Genomic DNA, 22,221 nt, shown 5'->3' on the forward strand with positions numbered 1-22,221 from the left:
ATGACCCAGGCACTGTTGGAACTCAAGGGCATCACCCGTACTTTCATGGCCGGCGAGCGTGAGTTCATTGCGCTCAAAGGTATCGACCTGACCATTCATGCCGGGGAAATGGTGGCGATCATCGGCGCTTCGGGCTCGGGCAAGTCGACCCTGATGAACATCCTCGGCGGCCTCGATTACGCCACCGCCGGCAGCTACAAGATCAATGGTATCGAAACCCGCTCGCTGGGCGATGAGCAGTTGGCGGAACTGCGCCGCGACTACTTCGGCTTTATCTTCCAGCGCTACCATTTGCTCGCGCACCTGAGTGCGTTGCATAACGTCGAAATGCCGGCGATCTACGCCGGCACACCGGAGACCCAACGCCACAGCCGGGCGCGGGAGTTGCTCACGCGCCTGGGCCTGGCCGGGCACACCACCCACCGGCCCAGCCAGCTTTCGGGCGGGCAGCAGCAACGGGTGAGTATCGCGCGGGCGTTGATGAACGGCGGCGAGGTGATTCTCGCCGACGAACCCACCGGCGCACTCGATACCCACAGCGGCAAGGAGGTGATGCGTATCCTTGCTGAACTGCACGCCGCCGGGCACACGGTGATTATCGTCACCCACGACCCGAAGGTGGCGGCGAATGCCCAGCGCATTGTCGAGGTGTGCGACGGTGAGATTGTCAGCGACAAGGCCAATGACAGTGTCGGCCTGGAGCTGCCCAGCGAGGCCCCGATCGAGTCCAAGCGCAGCGGCGCCCGGCGTTTGGTGGCGAGCCTGGGGTTGTTCAAGGAAGCCTTCAACATGGCCTGGGTGGCGCTGATTTCCCACCGCATGCGCACCTTGCTGACCATGCTCGGCATCGTCATCGGCATCACCTCGGTGGTGTCGATTTCGGCCATTGGCGAAGGCGCCAAGCGCTATGTGCTCAAGGACATCCAGGCCATCGGCAGCAACACCATCGACATCTTTTCCGGCACCAGTTTCGGTGACAGTCGCGCCTCGGCCATCGAGACACTGATGCCGTCGGATGTGGAGGCGTTGAACCAACTGTACTACGTCGACAGCGCCACGCCGGTGGTCGGCCGCAACCTGTTGTTGCGTTTCGGCAATATCGACGTGGATGCGCAGGTGAATGGGGTCAGCGACCGTTACTTCACCGTGAAGGGGCTGAAACTGGAAGCCGGGATTGCCTTCAGTGAAAGCGACGCGCGGCGCCAGGCCCAGGTGGTGGTGATCGACCACAACACCCGTCACCGTCTCTTCGGGCCAAACGTTGACCCGTTGGGCCAGGTGATCCTGGTAGGCAACCTGCCGTGCACGGTGATTGGCGTGACGGCTGACAACAAAAACATGTTCGCCGCCAGCAAGGCGCTGAACGTTTGGGTCCCGTATGAGACGGCGGCGGGGCGGTTGTTGGGGCAGCGCCATCTGGACAGCATCACCGTGCGCATCAAGGACGGCCAGCCGAGCAAGGTGGTGGAAGACAACGTCAATAAACTCATGCTGCAACGCCATGGCACCAAGGATTTTTTCACCAATAACCTCGACAGCATTATGCAGACCGTACAGAAAACCAGCCGCTCCCTGGCGCTGCTGTTGTCGCTGATCGCGGTCATTTCGTTGCTGGTAGGTGGTATCGGGGTGATGAACATCATGCTGGTGTCGGTCACCGAGCGCACCCGTGAAATCGGTATACGCATGGCCGTGGGCGCGCGGCAGTCGGACATCCGCCAACAGTTCCTGGTGGAGGCGGTGATGGTCTGCCTGATCGGCGGGATGATTGGTATCTCGCTGTCGTTTGCGATCGGCTATCTGTTTTCGTTGTTTGTGAAGGAGTGGGAAATGGTGTTTTCCCTGGGGTCTATCGTCACCGCATTTGCCTGTTCGACGATGATCGGGATTGTGTTTGGCTTTGTGCCCGCAAGGAACGCGGCGCGGTTGGACCCGATTGAGGCGCTTGCAAGGGACTGATTTCGCTCAAGCAACCGTTATCAGGTGTGGGAGCTGGATTGGCTGCGATGCAGGCACCGCGGATGGTCATTAAGACTCAATCGATGCCATCGCCGCCAAGCCAGCTCCCACCGGGTTTTGCGCTGAGTTAAAGCGGCGTGGCTATCCCTTCCTCAGTCGCGTACATCCACCGCAACAACGAGTGCCGCCCGCTGATCCCCAGCTTGATCGCCGCGCGCTTGAGGTAGCTCTCGATGGTGTTGACCTTCAACGTCAATTGCTCGGCCAACTCCGGTGCAGTGCGCCCGGCCAGCAGGCCTACGCACACCTCAAGTTCACGGTTGGACAGGCGCAGCCCCGATTGCACCAGGCGTTCTTCGATGCGTCGGCGCAGGGTTTCGATGCCTTGTTTTTCCGGCGCCGCTGCGTCGTTGCTCTGGCGGCCGGGCTGAATGGCGGTGATGTGCTTCTCGACCATGGGCAGCAACAGCGTGGAGAAGTCCTGCAGCATGTTGCGTTCCTGCGCCGAAAAGCTCTCGGACTGATGCGAGCGATACACCGACAGCACGTAGCGCACATCGTCCTTGCGGCGCGTCAGGTGCAGTTGTGCGGCGGGTTGCTCTGCGCCCAAAGCCGCCACCGAGTCGGTGTAGACCGGGCTGATCCGGCGTCGGGTGTGCCCCTCGGCACTCACCCGCAATTGGGTGATATGGGTGGCGTCCACTGCCAGTTGAGTAAGGATCAGGTCATGCAGCATGCGCGGGAAATGGCGACTGCCGGTGCTGGCGATGACCTTGCCTATATGGGGGAACAGGTGTGAGTTCATCAGTTCGTCCATGAGTTTTAAATGTCGGTATTCAGCCTTATAACGACGGGGTCCAAGAAGGTAACCAAGGTGAATAACCTACAGTGATAATGCTCCCGCCGAGAACCTATGCTAGTACAGCCTGGCAAAAGCATGGGGATCCAATCTGGAAAAAATCAGATTAAAAACGCATAACGGCGGTCGGACCAGTCCGACCACCGTTTGTGGGAAATGAGTACATCAAACACAGGCCTTACTTCATGGCGTGCTCGTCGATCAAGGCCCGACGCGGCGCAGTGCGGCTGCATTTGGCCAGCGCCTGATGGATGTCTGCCAGCAGGTCGGCGACATCCTCAAGCCCGACCGACAACCGCACCAGGCCCTCGCTGATACCGTGTTGCGCACGTTCTTCGGGGGTGTAGGTGGAATGGGTCATGCTGGCCGGGTGCTGGGCCAGCGACTCGGCATCGCCCAGGCTGACTGCGCGGGTGAATAACCCGAGGGCATTCATGAAGCGCCGACCGGTCTCGATGCCGCCCTTGAGTTCAAACGCAATCATGCCGCCGGACAGTTTCATCTGGCGTGCCGCCAATTCGTATTGTGGGAAAGAGCGCAGCCCGGGGTAGGTCACCCACTGCACGGCCGGGTGCGCCTGCAAGGCTTCGGCCACCGCCTGGGCGTTGCTGCAATGGCGGTCCATGCGCAGGGCCAGCGTCTTGAGGCCGCGCATCAACAGTGAGGCGTCCTGTGGCGACATCACCGCGCCGGTCAAGTCTTTGAGCCCTTGCAGGCGGATGCGTTGCGCCAGGGCCTGATTGCTCACGGCGATACCGGCGGTGATATCACCATGGCCGCTGAGGTATTTGGTGGCCGAGTGCACCACCACGTCGGCCCCCAGCTCCAGGGGGCGTTGCAGATAAGGCGTGCAGTAAGTGTTGTCGACCACCACGGTGACGTTGGGCTGCTGATGTGCGAGGTCGGCCACGGCGGCAATATCCACCAATCGAAGGTTGGGGTTGGCCGGGGTCTCACAGTAGATCATGCGGGTGGCGGGGGTGAGTGCAGCGCGCAGGGCGGCCAGGTCGGTGAGGTCGACATGACGCACCTTGATACCGAATTCACCGATGCCGTGGTGCAGCAGGGCGAAGGTGCAACCGTAGAGGGTCTGGCTGACGATCACTTCATCGCCCGGGCGCAGCAGGGTCCAGAACGTCGCGGCAATCGCGCCCATGCCGGAACTGAAGGCCACGGCCGCCTCACCGTTTTCCAGGGTCGCCATGCGCGATTCGAGCAGCGCCAGGGTCGGGTTGGAAATACGCGTATAAAAATGGCCGCTGGCTTCACCGGCAAAGCAGGCGGCTCCGTATTCAACCGTGGGAAAAGCGAACGTGGCGGACAGGTAGATAGGCGGCACGAGCGCGCCGTGATGGTCCTTGGGGTCATAACCGTGGTGGATAGCGCGGGTGGAAAAGCCGAATGTGTTGTGTTTATTGTTCATGTCGGGCGCTCCTTATTTCCTACAATGCTATGCTCATAACCACAGATGAACGTTGCAACATTGGCAGGAAAATCCCGGATTAAGGGACGAAATATCCATAAAAATAATGAATAGAGGCAAGTTATGCCCGTTAGCCTGGATCGCACCGACAAAGCGCTTTTAAACGCATTGCAAGGCAATGCCCGCCTGACCGTGGCCGAGTTGGCCGACCGTGTTGCCCTGACCACTTCGCCGTGCTGGCGACGGGTGCGCAACCTGGAGGAGAGCGGGGTGATCAGCGGCTATCAGGCGATCCTCTCGCCCAAGGCGCTGGGGTATGGCGTGACGGCATTTGTCAGCATCATGATGGAGAGCCACACCCAGGAAATCGCTCGCGCGTTTGAGCAACGATTGCTGGACATTCCCGAGATAGTGGCGTGCCATAACGTGTCGGGGCGCTATGACTTTTTACTTGAGGTAGTGGCCAAGGATCTGGAGTCGTTTGGCGAGTTTGCGCGGGAGGTGTTGCAGACCTTGCCTTGCGTCAAAGAGATCTATTCGAGCTTTTCCTACAAGTCGGTACGGCGGTTGCGGGTGATACCTTTGCCTGGGTGACCGAGTACCTATCCCCGGTCTGCCAGCCCCCGCGCCGCCGACAAAGACTGAATCGCGCCAGCCGCCTGAAGTAGCCGTTCAGTTTGTCTTCAAGTACCCGCGTGGCGTGGTGCCGGTCATGCGTTTGAAGAAGGCGATCAACGCGCTGTCACTGGCAAAGCCCAGTTCGAAGGCGCAGTAGCCCACGTTACGTCCCGTGGCGAGCAATTCGATGACTCGCATCAAGCGCCACTGCTGGCGCCATTGCTGATAGCCCAGGCCGGTTTCCCGCAGGAAAATCCGGCCGATGGTCTTGGTGCTGGCGCCAATTTGCTTTTCCAGGTCTTGCAGTGTGGGTGGCAATGTTTCGAGGTCGGCCAGCAAGGGAGCCAGGCGTTTGTCCTGCGGCAATGGCAGGAGCATCGGCTGCTCGGCGGCAGCCTGGATTTCGTCCAGGCACAAGGCCAACAGATGGGCATATCGGCCACTGTGCCAATCGGTCTCGTAGGGGGCCATCGCCATCGGTTCCAGCACCGCGTGCAGCAAGGTGCTGACTTCAATGACCCGTACCTGGTTTGGCAATTGCTCGGCCAATGCCGGGCTCACGTACAACGAACGGTAATCCACGGTTTTATGCATCACCGCGCGATGGGGCACGCCGCAGGGTATCCACGCCGCACGGGAGGGCGGCAGCAGGCACAGTTGGTTGTCCAGGGTGATACGGGTGCAACCTTGTCGAGTGAATAATAGTTGCCCGCGCTGGTGCCGATGCAGGCCGGAGTCATGGTCGCCGAGCAGCGCGGCGATGCCAACAACGGGCGCCGCCAGGCAGTCGGGATCGAAGGATTCATCGGCGGCAAGCCAAGCCATAGGTTGTCCGATTTAATGGATAAGTTGTCGAAGTCAGGATAATAGCCCCGCCGCTCGTCTTTAAACTTCTTGTGTTGTTTTATGCGAGTGAGTTGTTGATGAACCTAAAAAAAATAGGGGTGTTGGCGGTGGTGTTGCTGATGTTTCCGCAACTGGCCCAAACGCTTTACAGCCCGGCCCTGGGTGATATCGGTCGGGCTTTTGCGGTTGTGCCTGAACGGGCAGGGCAGACCCTTTCGGTGTATTTCCTGGCGTTCGCGTTCGGGGTGGTGGTGTGGGGCCGGTTGTGCGATCGCTGGGGGCGGCGACCGGTGATGTTGGCCGGGCTGGGCTTATATATTGGCGCCACAGCGCTGGCCTTGGGTGTAAGCACGTTCAATGCTTTGTTACTGGCCCAGGCCCTGGCCGCGTTTGGCGCGGCAGTAGGCTCGGTGGCGACGCAGACGATCTTGCGCGACCGTTTCCACGGTGCGCAATTGGCCCAGGTGTTTTCCATAATGGGCGTTGCCCTTGCTGCCAGCCCGGCGCTTGGTTTGTTCAGCGGCGCGACCCTGGTGCAGCACTTTGGTTATCGCGGCATGCTCACGGGCTTGTTGCTGCTGGCATTGGCATTATGGGGCTGGTGCGTCTGGGCCTTGCCTGAAACACGTCCAGTGTCATTGCCGACGGCATCGCTGCTCGAGACTCTGAACCTGATGCTCAGGGACGCAGCGATTTGGCGCTCGGTCGGGTTGGTGGCGGCGTTCAATATTGCGTTGTTCGGCTATTACAGCGTGGGCCCGTTTATCTTTTCACAACTGGGGTTGTCCGCCGCTGAGTTCGGTTACAGCGGTGTGCTGCTGGCGCTCGGGTCTGGGCTCGGGGCCTGGCTGAACAAGCGGTTGCTCAACCGTGGCATGAACGGTGATCAGTTGGTACTGACCGCCGCCGGATTAGCGGTGTTGGGTGGCTTGCTGGTCTTGCTGCTGCAAGACAGCTGGTTGTTCGTAGGGCCTATGTTGCTTGTGGTGCTGGCATTCGGCATGGCGATTCCTAATGTGCTCGGGGCTGCGCTTGTACGTTATTCCGACCGCCTTGGCAGCGCCGCCGCGGTATTCGGCTTGCTGTATTACCTGGCCATCGGCGCGGGACTTACCCTGGTGGCCTGGGCCCAGAACCTTGGCTGGAGTCTTTTGATCTGTGGCGTGGCGGCGCTGTGGATGGCAACGCCGCGAGTGTTCAGAAGTTGACCGAAGCACTCAGGCGCGCCGTCAACGGTGCGCCCTGGAACAGATAGTCATCGCCCATGTACTCGCCCGCATCGCGCCAATAGCGCTTGTCGAACAGGTTGTCGACGCTCAGGCGAAACACCGTTTCATAACCGTCGATTTTAGTGGTGTAACGGCTGCCGACATTGACCACTGCGTAATCGCCCACCTCCACATTGCCGGTGCGGTTGGCGTATTTCCTGGCGCTGTATTGCACGCCGCCGAGCAGCGCTAAACCATTCATCCATGGTAACGCGTAGTCGGCGTACACACTGGCGCGCAGTGTGGGCACATTGATCGCCTGGTGGCCTTCATAATCTGGCGTGCCACTGTTGTTCACCCGCGCGCGAATCGCCGCCACGCTGGTTGCGATTTGCAGGCGGTCGGTGGCCCAGCCGTTGGCGGACAGTTCCAGGCCAGTGTTTTTTTGCTCGCCTTGTTGCACGTAGGTGAACGTGTCGCCTGCGGGCCTGGCGTACTGATAAGCCTGGCGCGTCTGGAATACGGCGGCGGCGAAGCTGATGCGGCGCCAGTCATATTTAACGCCGGCTTCGATTTGTCGCGAGACAGTAGGTGCCAAGGTGTCCCCGCTGTTACTGGCGAACCACGGCGCAGTGCCGCCCAGCGAAAGCCCCTTGCTGTAGCTGGTGTACAGCGAGATATTTTCCACGGGTTTGTAGATTAACGAGGCTTGAGGCAGGAACACGTATTGCTGGGTGTGGCGTGACTCGTTGCCATTCTCATCGAAAGCTTTTTCATCCAGGCGCACTTCGCGACCGCCGAGGATGGTCTGCCATTGCTCGTTGAAACGGATGCGGTCGGTGACGAACAGCCCGTATTGGCGGCTGTCGAGGTTGCGGTGGCTGTCGTTCAGGGGTTTATCGGTAGGCGTGAAGGTGGGCGCATCCTCATAGATATTGCCGCTGCCGATCCACTCATTGACTGACTTACGTTTGTCGATCACCCGGCGAAACGCACTGGTGCCGAAGGTCAACTCATGGCCCAGGCCTGCTGTTTCGAATAGCCCTGTCATGGCGGCCTGGACTTCATCGTCGCGGCGGGTGTCGTCGGGGCTGCGGTAGTCGTAGATGTCGTAGTTGCCTTCGGGGGTGAAGTAATTGCCGACGCCCTGAGTGTCTCCACCCCACGCAAACGAACTGTAGTCATCAATCACCACCTGGCTGCGCGCCGCGCTCACGCTGCCTTTCCACTGATCGCTGAAGCGGTATTCAAACTTGCCGTTGAGGTTCAACGAGTCGATACCGACCTGATGGGAACCACTCTGGTGGCCCAGCAGTTTCTTTGGCGAAGCGTCATGCGGCACTTGCGTGCCGCCCAATAGTTGATAACCCGGCACCGAGCGCTGTTGCTTGTTCTGGTATTCCGCATCCAGTTGCAGCAGCGCGTCGGGGCTGATGTTCCAGTCGAAGGCCAGGGACACAAAGTCGCGCTGGCCATTGGCATGTTCCACATAGGCATTGAGGTCTTCGTGGGCGACGTTGGCGCGCAGGCCAAACTGCTGTTCGCTGCCAAACCAGCCGCCGACATCGGTGGCGATATAGCCACTGCCACGGTCATCGGTGGACACCGTCACCGAACGCACATCCTCCGGGCGTTTGGTCACGTAGTTGATCACGCCGCCGGGTTCGGAAATCCCGCTTTGCAACCCGGCTAGGCCCTTGAGCACTTCCACCTGCTGCTTGTTTTCCAGGGCGACGTTCTGTTCGCCGGTGATGGTGCGCCCGTTGATCTTGTAGCTGCTCGCGGCGTTCAGCGAGAAGCCGCGCACCACGAAGTTTTCGTAGTAGCCGATGGGCGCATAGCTGTCGCCCACCGAGGCATCGTTGCGCAGCACTTCACTGAGCAGGCGCGCTTGTTGGTCCTTGATCAGTGCGGCGTTGATCACCGTGATTGACGCCGGGGTGTCCAGCAAGGGGGCTTCACTGAAGCCGCCGACCGAAGCGGTGTCCGTGCGGTAGCCCGATTCCTCCTGGCCCTGGACCTGTACCGCCGGCAGTTCTATGTCAGCCGCTGGACTGCTACCGATACCGCCACTGAGCAGCAAGCCAAGGGCAAAACGTGAAGTGACGACGGGACGAAAACGCAACACCATGGGGGCAGGGCCTTAAAGCGCAGGGCAGGGGGGCGCATAAACTAGGGGTATGTGTGAGGTTTTACAAGATGCAAAGCGCGGACTCGGCCACCGGTTGACGGTGGTTCAACCGTGGCGCTTGAGGGTCTCGCTGGGCAGTTCCTTGAACAATGCCCGATAGCTGTTGGAAAACCGCCCCAAATGCCAGAACGACCAGTTCATCGCCACTTCGGCCACGGTGGTGTCGGTGGCATTGAGCAGTTCGCGTCGAGCCCCGTTCAAACGCCGCAGGCGCAACCACTGTGCCGGGCTCATCCCGGTGTAGGTCTTGAACCCTTGCTGCAATTGACGCAGCGGCACGCCGGCAATCTGCGCCAGCTCCAACAGGTTGACGGTTTCGTCCGGCGCATCCGCTGCCCACTCGCCGATGCGCGCCATCAACTGGCGTTCTGCACTGCGGCGCTGTAACGAACTACGGTCCAGGCACACGCAAGCGTTGTCGAGAATGAACAGGCAATCGTCGAGTAACTGTTGGGTGAGGGTGTCGCGGCTGATCGGGTCGAGCGTGGCGGACAACCGTGTGAGGGTGCCGCTGAGCCAGCGCGTGAACAGCGCGTTCTGCTGGCACGTCAGCGGTGCCATGAACAACCCTTCCAGTTTCGCCACGTCCAGCCCATGGCGCTGGACGAACTGCGGGCCGAACACGACGGCCACTTCACGGTAATTCTCCGGAGTGATCCAGGTGTTGCGGCTTTCGCCATTGAGCATGTAGAGCGCGTTGTCGCTGCCGTCGAAACAGAACGCCAACGCGCCCGGCGGGGCATTGAAGTGCTGTTCCACGCGCGTGTTCATGCACTCTTCGTACACTTGTACCCCTTGCAGGTCGAGGTAGCGGATCTGCCCGGCAAAATGCCCCGGGGACATCTGCTGGTACTGCTGCACCCAACCGGGTGTCGCACTGCATTGAGCGGCCACATCACCGGTGGTGAAGGCCTGTACGCGCAAAGCTGTTGCCTGTGTCATGGGTAACCTGGGCGCACTCTATTGGTGCGTTATGGTTCGTGCAAAGTGGATAGATGCCGACGTGCGGCGGCATCAAGATAGACCTCAATGCGCCGAGAGTACAAGCCGACGCCGCATCCAACCCATGACGAGGTCCTTATGAACGCCCCCTTCGATCAGCTGTCCGCCTGGCTGAAAGAACACAAGATTACCGAAGTCGAATGCGTGATCAGTGATTTGACTGGCATCGCACGCGGCAAGATTGCGCCCACCAACAAGTTCCTGCATGAGCGAGGCATGCGCCTGCCGGAAAGTGTGTTGCTGCAAACGGTGACCGGGGACTTTGTCGACGACGATATCTACTACGACCTGCTCGACCCGGCCGACATCGACATGATCTGCCGCCCGGTGTCCAACGCCACGTACGTGGTGCCGTGGGCCATCGAGCCTACGGCCATCGTGATCCACGACACCTTCGACAAGCAGGGCAACCCCATCGAGTTGTCGCCGCGCAACGTGCTGAAAAAAGTCCTGCAGCTCTATACCGACCAGGGCTGGCAGCCGATTGTCGCGCCGGAAATGGAGTTTTACCTGACCCAGCGCTGCGAAGACCCGGACCTGCCGCTGAAAACCCCTGTAGGCCGTTCCGGCCGGGCTGAAACCGGGCGCCAGTCGTTTTCCATCGACGCCGCCAACGAATTCGACCCGCTGTTCGAAGACGTCTACGACTGGTGCGAACTCCAGGGCCTGGACCTCGACACGCTGATCCACGAGGACGGCCCGGCGCAGATGGAAATCAACTTCCGTCACGGCGACGCCCTTGACCTGGCCGACCAGATCACCGTGTTCAAACGCACCCTGCGCGAAGCCGCGCTCAAGCACAACGTGGCGGCCACCTTCATGGCCAAGCCAGTTGCCGACGAACCGGGCAGCGCGATGCATTTGCACCAGAGCGTGGTGGACATTGTCACGGGCAAGCCGGTATTCGTCGACGCCGACGGCAAGATGAGCCAACTGTTTTTGCACCACATCGGCGGCCTGCAAAAGTACATCCCCAAGCTGCTGCCGATGTTCGCTCCCAATGTGAACTCATTCCGTCGCTTCCTGCCGGACACCTCGGCGCCGGTTAATGTCGAGTGGGGCGAAGAAAACCGCACCGTCGGCTTGCGCGTGCCGACCTCCAGCCCCGACGCGATGCGCGTGGAAAACCGCCTGCCGGGCGCAGATGCCAACCCCTACCTGGCGATTGCCGCCAGCTTGCTGTGTGGCTACCTGGGCATGATCGAACAGATCGACCCGAGCGCGCCGGTGGAAGGCCGTGCCTATGAACGCCGCAACCTGCGCCTGCCGTTCACCCTCGAAGATGCGCTGGCACGGATGGAGGACTGCGACACGGTCAAGCAGTACCTGGGCGACAAGTTCGTGCGCGGCTACGTCGCGGTCAAACGTGCCGAGCATGAGAATTTCAAGCGGGTGATCAGTTCCTGGGAGCGTGAGTTCCTGCTGTTGAGCGTCTAAAAAAACTAAAAGGGGTGTCGATATGCGTCTTGTGAAAAAGCTTCTCCCGCTGGCTCTGGTGGCGGCGTTCAGCAGTGCAAGCCAGGCCGCGCCGACGGTCAGCGTCTACAACTGGACCGATTATATCGGTGATACCACCCTGGCCGATTTCCAGGCCAAGACCGGTATAAAAGTGGTCTACGACGTGTTCGACTCCAACGAAACCCTGGAAGGCAAGCTTCTCGCGGGGCGCACGGGTTATGACGTGGTGGTGCCGTCCAACCACTTTCTGGCGCGCCAGGTGAAAGCCGGCGCGTTCCTCAAGCTGGACCGCTCGCAGTTGCCGAACTTCAAGAACCTCGACCCCAAGTTGCTCAAGCTGCTGGAGCAAAACGATCCGGGCAACGCCCATTCGGTGCCGTACCTGTGGGGCACCAACGGCATCGGCTATAACGTCGACAAGGTCAAGCAGGTGCTGGGCGTCGACCATATCGATTCGTGGGCGGTGCTGTTCGAACCCGAGAACATCAAAAAACTGCACGAGTGCGGCGTGGCCTTCCTCGATTCGGCGGACGAGCTGTTCCCGGCGATCCTCAACTACATGGGCAAAGACCCGCGCAGCGAGAACCCCGAGGACTACAAACAGGCTGAGGCCAAGCTGTTGACGCTGCGGCCGTACATCACTTATTTCCACTCCTCCAAGTACATTTCGGACTTGGCCAACGGTGATATCTGCGTGGCCTTCGGTTATTCCGGCGACGTATTCCAGGCCGCCAACCGCGCCAAGGAAGCCAAGAACGGCGTGAATATCGCGTACGCGATTCCCAAGGAAGGCTCCAACCTGTGGTTCGACCTGCTGGCCATTCCCGCCGACGCCACCAACCCGAAAGAAGCCCACGCCTTTATCAACTACCTGCTCGACCCTGAGGTGATCGCCAAGGTCAGTGCCTCGGTCGGTTATGCCAACGCCAACCCGGCGGCCAAGCCCTTTATGGCGCCGGAACTGGTGAATAACCCTGAGGTGTACCCGTCTCAGGAAGTGCTCGACAAACTCTATATTTCCACCACGCCGACCCCGGCGACCATGCGCCTGATGACCCGCGCCTGGAGCAAAGTGAAGACCAACAAATGAAGCACGCCAGCGACCACGCCCAGTCCTATTACCTGGCTTCGGCCAATGCCATGCCTGAGCGTCCGTCGCTGGGCACCGACCTGAGCGCCGATGTGTGCGTGATCGGCGGTGGTTTCACCGGGGTCAACACCGCCATTGAACTGGCTCAGCGCGGGCTTTCGGTGATCCTGCTGGAGGCCCGGCGCATTGGCTGGGGCGCCAGCGGGCGCAACGGCGGGCAGTTGATCCGCGGTATTGGCCACGATGTGTCGGGGTTTGCCAAGTATGTAGGCGAGGAGGGCGTTCGCTACCTGGAGCGGGCCGGAATTGATTCAGTCGCGCTGGTGGGCCAGCGGATCCGCGAACATGCCATCGATTGCGACCTGCGTTGGGGCTTTTGCGAATTGGCGAATACCCCGGCGCAGTTCGCCGGGTTCAAAGGCGAGCAGGACAGCCTGGCGGCGATGGGCTATGCCCATCAAACCCGTCTGGTCGGCCCGCAGGATATGCCACAGGTCGTCGGCTCGGTGGCCTATGCCGGTGGCCTGGTCGATATGGGCTCCGGGCACTTGCACCCGCTGAACCTGGTGCTGGGCGAGGCGCAGGTGGCCGAGTCCCTCGGGGTGCGGATTTTCGAGCACACCCAGGTGCTTGAACTGATCCACGGCGACACGGTGCAGGTGCGTTGCGCCGGCGGCACCGTGCGTGCCGCCAGCCTGGTGCTGGCGTGCAATGCACATTTGGACGAGTTGGAGCCGCGCTTAAGCGGCAAAGTCCTGCCGGCCGGCAGTTACATCATCGCCACCGAGCCATTATCCGAGACGCTGGCCAAGCAATTGATCCCGCAAAACTTCGCGCTGTGCGACCAGAAAGTCGGCCTGGATTACTACCGGCTTTCCGCTGATCGACGCCTGTTGTTCGGCGGTGCCTGCCATTATTCGGGGCGTGACCCGGCGGACATCGCCGCGTATATGCAACCGAAGCTGCTCAAGGTTTTTCCGCAGTTGGCAAACACGGCCATCGAGTTTCAGTGGGGCGGCAAAATTGGCATCACCGCCAACCGTTTTCCTCAGGTCGGGCGACTCAAGCAATACCCGAATGTGTTCTACGCCCAGGGCTACTCCGGGCATGGGCTCAACGTGACGCATTGGTGCGCGAAGCTTTTAGCCGAAGCCATTCATGCCGGCCACAGCCAGGGCCTGGATATTTTCAGCCAGGTGCCGCACATGACTTTTCCGGGCGGCAAGGCCTTGCGCTCGCCGCTGTTGGCGTTAGGGATGTTGTGGTTTCGGCTGCGCGAGTGGGTTAGCTGATGCGCCGCGGTCTGAGTGTGGGAGCGGGCTTGCCCGCGATGCAGGGTGTCAGGCGATGCATTCGGTGACTGATTCACCGCCTTCGCGAGCAAGCCCGCTCCCACATTTAATGCATCGTCAGCCTTCAGGCTCGGTGAGCACCTTACGGAAGGTTTCGACCAAGGGTCGCAGGTTGATCCGATGCCACGCGGCCCACAGCGGGGTGGTGTAAGTCAGCCATGGTAATTCGCGCAACACCACGCCGGGCGGGGCATTGCGGCTCAGGCCTTTTTGCACCATTGCCACGCCCAATCCCGAGGCAACCAGGCCGAGTGCGGTAAACGGCTCGCTGGCTTCCATGGGGATTTGCGGCGTGAAACCGGCGCGAATGCAGGCGGCGACGAAGTCATCGGCCGGGTTGGCGCCGGGTTTGCGCTGGACGCCGATCCACTCCTGATCGGCCATATGTTCGGGTAACAGCTCGCTTTGGCGGGCCAATGGATGATGCTCCGGCAGGGCCAGCAGCATCGGGTCGTCCAGCACTTGCAGGGCGATCAGGTCCGGGTCATCAGCGGCCGGTGGTTCGCTGACCAGGGCAATATCGAGGCTGCGTTGGCGCAGGCCCTCGAGCTGCTCCAGGGAGGGCAAGTTGTACAGCTTGATATGCACGGTCGGCCGGTCGCCCCGCAATACACGCAAGGCATTGGGCAGCACGCCGGCATGCATGGCGTTTTCGATATAGCCGATGCACAGGCCGCCTTCTTCGCCGCGACCCAGGCGCTTGCCCAACGATTCCAGGCGATTGGCATGGGTCAGCAGCGCCTTGGTTTCGGCAAGAAAGGTCTGGCCATCGCGGGTCAGTCGGATGCGTTGCTGGCTGCGTTCGAACAGGGTCAGGCCCAGGCGTTCTTCGAGCTGGGCGATCTGCCGGCTCAGGGGTGACTGGGATATGTGCAGGCGTTCGGCAGCGCGGCCCACGTGTTCTTCTTCTGCGACCACTTCGAAGTAGCGCAGTTGGCGGAGATCAATCATGTTAGACCTGCAAGGACTCAAGTTGGTCGCAGTATGTCTTGGACGGTCTTATCTGCGCAATCTAGGATCTGCTCAACGGTCACAGCGACCCTGAACCCGATTAAGGATCCACCATGAGCTTGAAAGACAAATTGCCCGGCCCATTGGGCTTCGGCACCGCCCCGTTGGGCAATATGTTCCGCGCCATTCCTGAAGACCAAGCCCAGGCCACTGTCGCAGCCGCATGGAATGCGGGCGTGCGCTACTTCGATACCGCGCCGTTCTACGGCTCGGGCCTTGCGGAAATTCGATTGGGCCAGGCCCTGTCGCAGTACAACCGCGATGATTTCGTGCTCAGCACCAAAGTCGGACGAGTGATTCTCGATGAAGTCGAACACAGCACCCGCGACCTGGGCGAAAAAAGCGGCGTGTTTGAACACGGTCGACCGAACAAGATGCTCAACGACTACAGCGCCGACGCTACCTTGCGTTCCATCGAAGACAGCCTTGAACGCCTGCAAACCGATCGCCTGGACATCGTCTGGATTCACGACATCGCCCAGGACTTCTACGGCGACCAGTGGCTGGACTACTTCAACCAGGCCCGCACCGGCGCCTTCAAGGTATTGACCCGCTTGCGCGAAGAAGGCGTGATCAAGGCCTGGGGCCTGGGCGTGAACCGCGTTGAGCCCTGTGAGCTGACCCTGGACCTCAGCGAGGCGCAGCCCGATGGCTTCCTGCTGGCCGGCCGCTACACGTTGCTCGACCATGAGCGTGCGCTGCAACGTTTGATGGACGCAGCCCTGGCGCAGAACGTCGAGATTGTCGTCGGCGGCCCTTACAGTTCGGGCATCCTGGCCGGCGGCGCGCACTTTGAATACCAGCCCGCCAGCCCGGCGATTATCCACAAGGTCGAGCAGATCAAGGCCATTGCCCAGGCGTTTGGCGTCAGCGTGAAAGCGGCCGCTCTGCAATTTTCCCTGGCCCACCCGGCGGTGGCCGCAGTGATTCCGGGTGCCAGTCGTCCGGGGCGGATTGCCGAAGACGTCGCAGCGTTGTCAGAGAATATTCCGGCGGCCTTCTGGCAGGCGCTGCGCGATGCCGGCCTGGTCTCGACCCGTGCGCCGTTGCCGCTTTAATTTCAGGAGTCTGATATGAACATCGATGTAAGCGGCAAAGTAGCCATCGTCAGCGGCAGCACCGCAGGCATTGGCCTGGGCATCAGCCAGGCGCTGGCAGAGTCCGGTGCGACCGCGGTGGTGATCGGGCGTGAAGCAGGGAAGGTCGATGACGCCCTGGCGAGCATTCGCCAGGCGGTACCGGGCGCTGATCTGCGTGGCTGGGTGGCGGATCTCGGTACGGCTGAGGGCGCAGCGACACTGTTCGCCGCCGAACCGCGCGCCGACATCCTGGTCAACAACCTGGGCATCTTCAACGACGTGGATTTCTTTGAAGCGCCAGACAGTGAGTGGACGCGCTTCTACGAGGTCAATGTGATCGCTGGCGTGCGCCTGGCGCGGCATTATGTGCCGGGTATGGTCGAGCAGGGCTGGGGGCGGGTGATCTTCCTGTCGTCGGAGTCCGGCGTGGCGACACCGGCGGACATGATCAACTACGGCGTGACCAAAAGCGCCAATTTGGCCGTGTCCCACGGCCTGGCCAAGCGTCTGGCCGGTACGGGCGTGACCGTCAACGCGGTGCTGCCGGGGCCAACCTTTACCGACGGCCTGGAGCATATGCTCAAGGACGCCACGGCGAAGTCCGGGCGCAGTGCGCGGGACGAGGCGGATGTATTTGTGCGTAATGCGCGGCCTACTTCGATCATCCAGCGTGCGGCAAATGTGGATGAAGTGGCCAACCTGGTGGCGTACATTGCTTCACCCCTGTCTTCTGCAACCACAGGTGCCGCGTTGCGGGTCGACGGCGGCGTTGTTGACAGCATGGCGATCTGAAGTCTTATTTTTTCTGGAGTATTTATTGTGGCGACAGCTTCTTCTGTTATTGAAATTCCGGTCTCGGCCGATCAGGTTTGGCAATTGGTCGGTGGCTTCAACGCGCTGCCGGATTGGCTGCCCCTGATCGTCAAGAGTGAGGCGAGTGAAGGCGGGCGTGTGCGTCACCTGGAAACCGCAGATGGCGGCGTGGTGGTCGAGCGTATGCAGAGCTTTGATAACGTGGCGCGCACCTACAGCTACACCATTGAGCAGTCGCCGTTTCCAGTGAGTGCTTACCTGGCGACCTTGCAGGTTGAAGCGTTGACCGAGGCGTCGGCGAAAGTGACCTGGTCCGGCGTATTTACCCCGGCTGCCGGGACCACCGATGCGGAGGTGGAGGCCTTGTTTGCTGGTGTTTACAGCGGCGGGCTTGAGGCGCTGCGCGCTAACTTCTAACAGGCAAAGCAGGCCTGATGTGGGAGCGGGCTTGCTCGCGAAAGCGGTGAGTCAGTCGATATTTTAAGTGGCTGATACTCCGCATTCGCGAGCAAGCCCGCTCCCACATTTTTTACCGCTGTGATGTTCAGGCTTCGGGCATCAGTTGCTGCCGACACTCCAACACCAACCGCGCACCCCCACTCTGGCTGCTGCCGACGTCCAGCTTGAACCCGTGCAAGTTGATGATCGCCGCGACAATCGACAAGCCCAGGCCGAACCCGCCTTGCTGGTCGCTTTCATCCACGCGATAGAAGCGCTGGAATACCGCATCGCGTTCCGCCGCCGGAATGCCCGGGCCGGAATCGTGTACTTCGATGCGCGTGCTGCCGCTGTCGTTGACCCCGCGCAATATCACTTCACCGCCCGGTGGCGAGAACTTGATCGAGTTGCTCAACAGGTTGGCCAAGGCCTCGAACAACAATGCGCGGTCGCCGGTAATCCACGGCAGTGACTCCGGCACTTCGAGCCGCAGCTGCAATTCGCCTTCTTCGGCCAGCGGTAGATAGAAGTCATGCAACTCGCGCAGCAGTGGTAATGGGTCCATTACCAGGAAGCCTGAGCGGCGCTGGTGGTCTTCCAGCTCCGAGATCCGCAGCAGCCCACGAAAGCGCGCCATCAGGGTGTCGGTTTCGGCAATCGCGTCGTCCAGTTTCACCGCGTAGCCCGAATCTTGCTCTGCCTCTTGTTTGATGCGGTAGAGCTGCGCACGCAAGCGTGTCAGTGGGGTGCGCAGGTCATGGGCGATGTTGTCGCACACGCCCTTGACCTCGTTCATCAGCTTCTCGATACGGTCGAGCATGGCATTGACGATGGCGGCAAGCATGTCCAGTTCGTCACGCCGGTTCGACAGCGGCAAACGGTGGGTCAGGTCACCGGCGACGATAGCTTCGGCGCTGGCCTGGATCCCGCGAATGCGTCGCAGCGGGCGCCGGCGCAACAAATGCCAGCCGGCCGCGCCGGGAATAATCGTCAGCGACAGCGCCCACAGCAGCGCATGCCAGATGATCCGTGTAACGCCGAACAGCGAACCGTTGGCGCGTACCAGCACCAGCCAGCGACCGTCTTCGGTGTGGGTGGCCACGGCGTCGCAGCTGTCCTTGGGGAGTTTCGGGTCGTCGGAGTCGACGCAATTGGCCAGGGCGTGGATCTTGCCGTCCAACGGCAGGTCCGGTGGCACGGCGCGGATCGGGCCGCTCAAGGGGCGAAATTGCTCATCGAACAGGCCGTAGGCGTCCACGCCCTTCATGTCGAAGGTCATGCTGGTGGTCAGGGCTTCCACCAGTTCTTCGCCGTCGAAACGCTGGAACAAATGCTGACGCTGCATCAGGGAGTGGCGCGACAAGTCGCCGAGGTACCCTGACACCTCGTAGTACAGCACCCCCATGAGGATGCAACTCCAGGCCACAAACAGCGAACTGTAAAGCGCCAGCAAGCGGCTGCTGGAGGAGCGCCAGCCCTTAGAGGGGTTCAGCAATGACATAACCGGAACCTCGTACCGTGCGGATCAACGGCGTGAGGCCCGGTGGATCGATTTTTTTGCGCAGGCGACCGATGTGCACGTCGATCAGGTTGGTGCCCGGGTCGAAGTGATAGCCCCAGACTTCCTCGAAAATCATCATCCGCGACAAAATCTGCCCGGTGTTGCGCATCAGGAATTCGAGCAGTTTGTATTCGGTTGGCAGCAAGCTCAGCGGTTGTTCGGCGCGGCTGGCTTCGCGGCTGATCAGGTTCAGTTCAAGGTCGGCCACGCGCAGGGCGGTTTCGAATTCCTTGACCGTGCTTTTGCGGCGCAGCAGCACTTCGACGCGGGCGGCCATTTCGTCAGAAGCGAACGGTTTGGTCAGGTAGTCGTCACCGCCGGCACGCAAGCCACGCACACGCTCGTCGACATCGGAGAGGGCGCTGATCATCAGGATCGGCGTCGACACCCCGATGGTGCGCAGCGTCGTGACGATGGCCAGGCCATCCAGCTCCGGCAGCATACGGTCGAGGGTGATCAGATCGTAATCACCACTCACAGCGCGGACCAGGCCTTCGCGGCCGTTGTCCACCCAATCCACGTCCAGTCCATGGCTACTCAGCTCGGCGACGATCTCGCGGGCCGTTACGGCGTCATCCTCGATGGTCAAAATACGGGTCATAGGATTACCTGGTGAGCGATTCACACTAGAAGTGGGGCCATTTTGCCAAGAACCAGCTGAATGTTTCCTAAATTAAACTTCATGTTGGCAAAACCACCACAAATTTAATCACTGAGCCGGTCCGGTGTGGGCGCTGGCTTGCCGGCGATGGCAGTGTGCCGGCAACCGTTTTGTCATTGGTACACCGCTATCGCAGGCAAGCCAGCTCCCACAGGCACCGCGTTTGTGGGGAGATTGCAGAACGCCCGCCCCGAACAGGCATTTCTTGCAACTTGCATGGTTTAACGAAGTTCAATTTAGTTAACGTATTGAAATATAAGGATTTTAAATTTTGCGCCGACTGGCACGCTGCCTGCACTGTCCCTTTTGAGACTTGTAACACTATTTTTCCTGCCGGGAGCAAAACAACAATGATCACATCCTCATCCACGCTGCAAGAGTCGAGTTCGCGCTCCGGGGTTTCCTGGGGCGCAATTTTTGCCGGGGCCGCTGCGGCGGCTGCACTGTCCCTAATCCTCGTATTGTTGGGCTTCGGCCTGGGCTTTTCGGCAGTGTCGCCGTGGGCCGACAGCGGCATTAGCGCCAAGGGGCTCGGCATTTCCACGATTGTCTGGCTGGCATTTACCCAGATCGTTGCCTCGGGCCTGGGCGGTTATATCGCCGGTCGGTTGCGCGTGAAGTGGGCCAATATGCACGGCGATGAAGTGTACTTTCGCGACACGGCCCATGGTTTCCTCGCTTGGGCGGTTGCGACGCTGGTCACTGCGGTGCTGGTAGTCGGTTCGGTCAGCAGCGTGGTCAGCGGTGGCGTTAAAGCCGGTGCCAGTGTTGCAGCGGGTGCCGCCAGCGGCATGAGCCAGGCAGCCGGCAGCGCAGCCAAAGGCGCCAACAGCGGCGACTTCGACTATTACGTCGACAGCCTGTTCCGCGATGACCGCCCAGCTGCCGTCAGCGACGACGCCGTACACGGCGTGGTAGCCCGCATCCTCACCCGCACACTGAGCAACGACGGCCAACTGGCGCCGGAAGACCGTACCTACCTCGCCCAGTTGATCAGCCAGCGCACCAACCTCAGCCAGGCCGACGCCGAAGCGCGGATCGACAAGGTCTACGGCGAAGCCCGTAAAGCCATCGAAGACGCCAAGCTCAAGGCCAAGCAAGCTGCCGATACCGCTGCGAAAGTCGCTGCCTACACGTCGCTGTGGACCTTTGTTGCGCTGTTGATCGGTGCCTTCTTCGCCAGCTTCGCCGCTACCTTCGGCGGCCGTCGTCGGGATGCCGTGGTGTATGTCGAAACCGAACACTTTGTCCGTTAATTCAAGGAGAACATCATGCGCTCATTACTTCTGTGGTTCCTCGGCGTGCCTATCCCGGTCATTATTCTGATCGCGATCTTCATGCACTAAACCTGAGCCTGGCTCGGTCCCCAGTGGGAGCGGGCTTGCTTGCGACGCGGTCTTTCAGCGACTCATGAGCTGACGGATACACCGCTTTCGTGAGCAAGCCCGTTCCCACTTTTGGTTTGGCGCAGGGTCAGCCAGCCTGTGACCAGCAATGCACTGGCGACCAGGGTCATGATCACCAACGGTTCTGAAGTACCGTCTGACAGCAGCCCGGTCGCCCAACTGCTGACCGCCGTGAGGAACATCTGGGTAAAAAAGAACAACCCCGATGCCGTCCCCGCAATCGCGCCGTAAGGCTGCAATACCGAGAGCTGGCAGGCCGGAATCACCATCCCCACCGACACCATGATCACCACCATCGGCAGCACAATTGCCAGCCAATCACCCGGCAGCAGGGCCGTAGCCCCCGCGAGCATCAGGCTACCCAGCACGTTCAGGCCGATTGCGGCGCTGATCAAAGCGTCGGGTTCGAAACGCAGCACCAGGCGCCGGAACAGGTTTGCCCCGAGCATATAGCCGCTGATGGTTGCAGCAAACACCAGCGCGTAGGCCGTGGCGGACAGGTGGAAGCCCCGTTGCAACAAGGCCGAAGATTCGCTGATAAACGGGAAATAGGTGCTGTACACGCAGCCGATGGCCAGGGAGTAACGCAGGAAGTAGCGGTCGCGCAGGAGCTGGCCGTAGAGGCGCAGCAGGTTGCCTGGCGGCGCCGCGGCGACTTCCGGCGGGCGGGTTTCTGGCAAGCGGCGATACACCACCAGGTACAGCCCCGCGCCGATGACGCCGAGCACCACAAACAGGCCACGCCAGTTGATAAAGGGCAGCATCAGGCTGCCCAGCACCGGCGCGGCCATCGGCGAGATCGCCATGGCCATGGAGATCAGGCCGAGCAGGCGCGCCTGTTCATGACGGTCGAAGTAATCACGCACGATCACCCGACCGATCACCGTGGTGCAGCAACCGCCCAGGGCCTGGAACAGGCGGGCGATGATCAGCACCTCAAGGCTGTTGGCCAGCGCACAGGCCACGGTCGCGAGTACATACAGAAACAGCCCGGCCAACAAAATCGGGCGACGCCCGAAGCGGTCCGTCAGTGGGCCGCTGACCAGCAGGGAAATCGCCGAACCCAAGGTGTACAGCGTGAGGGTCAGTTGCAGTTGGCTGTCGCTGGTGTGGAAGTAATCGGCCATGGCGGGCAGGGCCGGCAGGTGCATGTCCAGGGTGATACGTGGCAGGCCGATCAGTACGGTCAGCAGTACCAGCCAGAAGCAGGAGGAGAGGGCGCGTTGAGTCATGGGAAGCTTCTTCG

The 22,221-nt window shown here is 60.8% G+C and carries 19 protein-coding genes; 10 read left to right on the forward strand and 9 right to left on the reverse strand.

The window, feature by feature from the left end; all coding sequences use genetic code 11:
* On the forward strand, positions 1-1,959 hold the full coding sequence (locus tag ACI77D_RS24095) for a MacB family efflux pump subunit (RefSeq protein ID WP_262667652.1): 1,959 nt from the start codon (positions 1-3) through the stop codon (positions 1,957-1,959).
* A gap of 127 nt (positions 1,960-2,086) precedes the next feature.
* Here the strand turns inward: ACI77D_RS24095 and ACI77D_RS24100 are convergent, their stop codons facing one another.
* Positions 2,087-2,764 carry a response regulator transcription factor gene (locus ACI77D_RS24100; RefSeq protein WP_221294513.1) on the reverse strand — a complete coding sequence of 226 codons (678 nt, stop codon included), beginning with the start codon at positions 2,762-2,764 and terminating at the stop codon, positions 2,087-2,089.
* A 232-nt stretch (positions 2,765-2,996) separates the two neighbouring features.
* Positions 2,997-4,241: a methionine gamma-lyase gene (locus tag ACI77D_RS24105; RefSeq protein ID WP_064452019.1), complete on the reverse strand. Its 1,245-nt coding sequence runs from the start codon at positions 4,239-4,241 to the stop codon at positions 2,997-2,999.
* A 123-nt stretch (positions 4,242-4,364) separates the two neighbouring features.
* On the opposite strand from ACI77D_RS24105, the gene ACI77D_RS24110 reads away from it, so the two are divergent.
* Positions 4,365-4,835 (forward strand): Lrp/AsnC family transcriptional regulator, encoded by a 471-nt coding sequence (locus ACI77D_RS24110; protein WP_064452020.1) that lies wholly within the window; start codon positions 4,365-4,367, stop codon positions 4,833-4,835.
* A 78-nt stretch (positions 4,836-4,913) separates the two neighbouring features.
* On the opposite strand, the gene ACI77D_RS24115 is transcribed toward ACI77D_RS24110, so the two are convergent.
* Positions 4,914-5,684 (reverse strand): AraC family transcriptional regulator, encoded by a 771-nt coding sequence (locus ACI77D_RS24115; RefSeq protein WP_407017626.1) that lies wholly within the window; start codon positions 5,682-5,684, stop codon positions 4,914-4,916.
* A gap of 98 nt (positions 5,685-5,782) precedes the next feature.
* On the opposite strand from ACI77D_RS24115, the gene ACI77D_RS24120 reads away from it, so the two are divergent.
* Positions 5,783-6,913 carry an MFS transporter gene (locus tag ACI77D_RS24120; protein ID WP_407017627.1) on the forward strand — a complete coding sequence of 377 codons (1,131 nt, stop codon included), beginning with the start codon at positions 5,783-5,785 and terminating at the stop codon, positions 6,911-6,913.
* Here ACI77D_RS24120 and ACI77D_RS24125 read toward each other — a convergent pair.
* Together ACI77D_RS24125 and ACI77D_RS24130 are read right to left on the reverse strand one after the other, a co-directional pair.
* Positions 6,903-9,044, reverse strand: a complete 2,142-nt coding sequence (locus ACI77D_RS24125) for a TonB-dependent siderophore receptor (protein ID WP_064452022.1) — start codon at positions 9,042-9,044, stop codon at positions 6,903-6,905. The two genes, ACI77D_RS24120 and ACI77D_RS24125, sit on opposite strands and share 11 nt — an antisense overlap.
* A 105-nt stretch (positions 9,045-9,149) precedes the next feature.
* On the reverse strand, positions 9,150-10,046 hold the full coding sequence (locus ACI77D_RS24130) for a helix-turn-helix domain-containing protein (RefSeq protein WP_064452023.1): 897 nt from the start codon (positions 10,044-10,046) through the stop codon (positions 9,150-9,152).
* A 138-nt stretch (positions 10,047-10,184) separates the two neighbouring features.
* On the opposite strand from ACI77D_RS24130, the gene ACI77D_RS24135 reads away from it, so the two are divergent.
* The 3 genes from ACI77D_RS24135 to ACI77D_RS24145 are packed head-to-tail and all read left to right on the forward strand — an operon-like array spanning position 10,185 to position 13,946.
* On the forward strand, positions 10,185-11,543 hold the full coding sequence (locus ACI77D_RS24135; protein WP_407017628.1) for a glutamine synthetase family protein: 1,359 nt from the start codon (positions 10,185-10,187) through the stop codon (positions 11,541-11,543).
* A 22-nt stretch (positions 11,544-11,565) separates the two neighbouring features.
* Positions 11,566-12,654: a polyamine ABC transporter substrate-binding protein gene (locus ACI77D_RS24140; RefSeq protein WP_064452025.1), complete on the forward strand. Its 1,089-nt coding sequence runs from the start codon at positions 11,566-11,568 to the stop codon at positions 12,652-12,654.
* A complete protein-coding gene (locus ACI77D_RS24145) occupies positions 12,651-13,946 on the forward strand; it encodes an NAD(P)/FAD-dependent oxidoreductase (RefSeq protein ID WP_407017629.1) in 1,296 nt (431 codons plus the stop codon). Before ACI77D_RS24140 ends, ACI77D_RS24145 begins: the two co-directional genes overlap by 4 nt.
* 117 nt (positions 13,947-14,063) lie before the next feature.
* On the opposite strand, the gene ACI77D_RS24150 is transcribed toward ACI77D_RS24145, so the two are convergent.
* On the reverse strand, positions 14,064-14,957 hold the full coding sequence (locus ACI77D_RS24150; RefSeq protein ID WP_064452027.1) for a LysR substrate-binding domain-containing protein: 894 nt from the start codon (positions 14,955-14,957) through the stop codon (positions 14,064-14,066).
* A 113-nt stretch (positions 14,958-15,070) separates the two neighbouring features.
* Between ACI77D_RS24150 and ACI77D_RS24155 the strand changes: the two genes are divergently transcribed.
* From ACI77D_RS24155 to ACI77D_RS24165, 3 genes are read left to right on the forward strand one after another with little or no spacing between them, the layout of a single operon-like run.
* Positions 15,071-16,075: an aldo/keto reductase gene (locus tag ACI77D_RS24155; protein WP_407017630.1), complete on the forward strand. Its 1,005-nt coding sequence runs from the start codon at positions 15,071-15,073 to the stop codon at positions 16,073-16,075.
* A 15-nt stretch (positions 16,076-16,090) separates the two neighbouring features.
* Positions 16,091-16,888 carry an SDR family NAD(P)-dependent oxidoreductase gene (locus ACI77D_RS24160; protein WP_407017631.1) on the forward strand — a complete coding sequence of 266 codons (798 nt, stop codon included), beginning with the start codon at positions 16,091-16,093 and terminating at the stop codon, positions 16,886-16,888.
* A gap of 27 nt (positions 16,889-16,915) precedes the next feature.
* Positions 16,916-17,326: an SRPBCC family protein gene (locus tag ACI77D_RS24165; protein WP_064452030.1), complete on the forward strand. Its 411-nt coding sequence runs from the start codon at positions 16,916-16,918 to the stop codon at positions 17,324-17,326.
* Between the two features lie 127 nt (positions 17,327-17,453).
* On the opposite strand, the gene ACI77D_RS24170 is transcribed toward ACI77D_RS24165, so the two are convergent.
* Both ACI77D_RS24170 and ACI77D_RS24175 read right to left on the reverse strand, forming a co-directional pair.
* Positions 17,454-18,848 (reverse strand): sensor histidine kinase, encoded by a 1,395-nt coding sequence (locus ACI77D_RS24170; protein WP_407017632.1) that lies wholly within the window; start codon positions 18,846-18,848, stop codon positions 17,454-17,456.
* Positions 18,826-19,509: a response regulator transcription factor gene (locus ACI77D_RS24175; RefSeq protein ID WP_003219726.1), complete on the reverse strand. Its 684-nt coding sequence runs from the start codon at positions 19,507-19,509 to the stop codon at positions 18,826-18,828. Before ACI77D_RS24175 ends, ACI77D_RS24170 begins: the two co-directional genes overlap by 23 nt.
* Positions 19,510-19,919: 410 nt before the next feature.
* Between ACI77D_RS24175 and ACI77D_RS24180 the strand changes: the two genes are divergently transcribed.
* A complete protein-coding gene (locus ACI77D_RS24180; protein ID WP_064452032.1) occupies positions 19,920-20,825 on the forward strand; it encodes a hypothetical protein in 906 nt (301 codons plus the stop codon).
* A 152-nt stretch (positions 20,826-20,977) separates the two neighbouring features.
* On the opposite strand, the gene ACI77D_RS24185 is transcribed toward ACI77D_RS24180, so the two are convergent.
* Positions 20,978-22,207, reverse strand: coding sequence for a multidrug effflux MFS transporter (locus ACI77D_RS24185; RefSeq protein ID WP_407017633.1), 1,230 nt, complete (start codon positions 22,205-22,207; stop codon positions 20,978-20,980).
* Positions 22,208-22,221 lie beyond the last annotated feature (14 nt).

Source organism: Pseudomonas sp. O39 (assembly GCF_045447295.1).
Classification (GTDB): Bacteria; Pseudomonadota; Gammaproteobacteria; order Pseudomonadales; family Pseudomonadaceae; genus Aquipseudomonas; species Aquipseudomonas antarctica_A.

Coding starts and splice junctions, on each gene's coding strand:
- ACI77D_RS24160 (WP_407017631.1), top strand. CDS start 16,091: ATGAACATCGATGTAAGCGGCAAAGTAGCCATCGTCAGCGGCAGCACC.
- ACI77D_RS24120 (WP_407017627.1), top strand. CDS start 5,783: ATGAACCTAAAAAAAATAGGGGTGTTGGCGGTGGTGTTGCTGATGTTT.
- ACI77D_RS24145 (WP_407017629.1), top strand. CDS start 12,651: ATGAAGCACGCCAGCGACCACGCCCAGTCCTATTACCTGGCTTCGGCC.
- ACI77D_RS24170 (WP_407017632.1), bottom strand. CDS start 18,848: ATGTCATTGCTGAACCCCTCTAAGGGCTGGCGCTCCTCCAGCAGCCGC.
- ACI77D_RS24150 (WP_064452027.1), bottom strand. CDS start 14,957: ATGATTGATCTCCGCCAACTGCGCTACTTCGAAGTGGTCGCAGAAGAA.
- ACI77D_RS24100 (WP_221294513.1), bottom strand. CDS start 2,764: ATGAACTCACACCTGTTCCCCCATATAGGCAAGGTCATCGCCAGCACC.
- ACI77D_RS24135 (WP_407017628.1), top strand. CDS start 10,185: ATGAACGCCCCCTTCGATCAGCTGTCCGCCTGGCTGAAAGAACACAAG.
- ACI77D_RS24180 (WP_064452032.1), top strand. CDS start 19,920: ATGATCACATCCTCATCCACGCTGCAAGAGTCGAGTTCGCGCTCCGGG.
- ACI77D_RS24130 (WP_064452023.1), bottom strand. CDS start 10,046: ATGACACAGGCAACAGCTTTGCGCGTACAGGCCTTCACCACCGGTGAT.
- ACI77D_RS24110 (WP_064452020.1), top strand. CDS start 4,365: ATGCCCGTTAGCCTGGATCGCACCGACAAAGCGCTTTTAAACGCATTG.
- ACI77D_RS24095 (WP_262667652.1), top strand. CDS start 1: ATGACCCAGGCACTGTTGGAACTCAAGGGCATCACCCGTACTTTCATG.
- ACI77D_RS24155 (WP_407017630.1), top strand. CDS start 15,071: ATGAGCTTGAAAGACAAATTGCCCGGCCCATTGGGCTTCGGCACCGCC.
- ACI77D_RS24175 (WP_003219726.1), bottom strand. CDS start 19,509: ATGACCCGTATTTTGACCATCGAGGATGACGCCGTAACGGCCCGCGAG.
- ACI77D_RS24125 (WP_064452022.1), bottom strand. CDS start 9,044: ATGGTGTTGCGTTTTCGTCCCGTCGTCACTTCACGTTTTGCCCTTGGC.
- ACI77D_RS24115 (WP_407017626.1), bottom strand. CDS start 5,684: ATGGCTTGGCTTGCCGCCGATGAATCCTTCGATCCCGACTGCCTGGCG.
- ACI77D_RS24140 (WP_064452025.1), top strand. CDS start 11,566: ATGCGTCTTGTGAAAAAGCTTCTCCCGCTGGCTCTGGTGGCGGCGTTC.
- ACI77D_RS24185 (WP_407017633.1), bottom strand. CDS start 22,207: ATGACTCAACGCGCCCTCTCCTCCTGCTTCTGGCTGGTACTGCTGACC.
- ACI77D_RS24105 (WP_064452019.1), bottom strand. CDS start 4,241: ATGAACAATAAACACAACACATTCGGCTTTTCCACCCGCGCTATCCAC.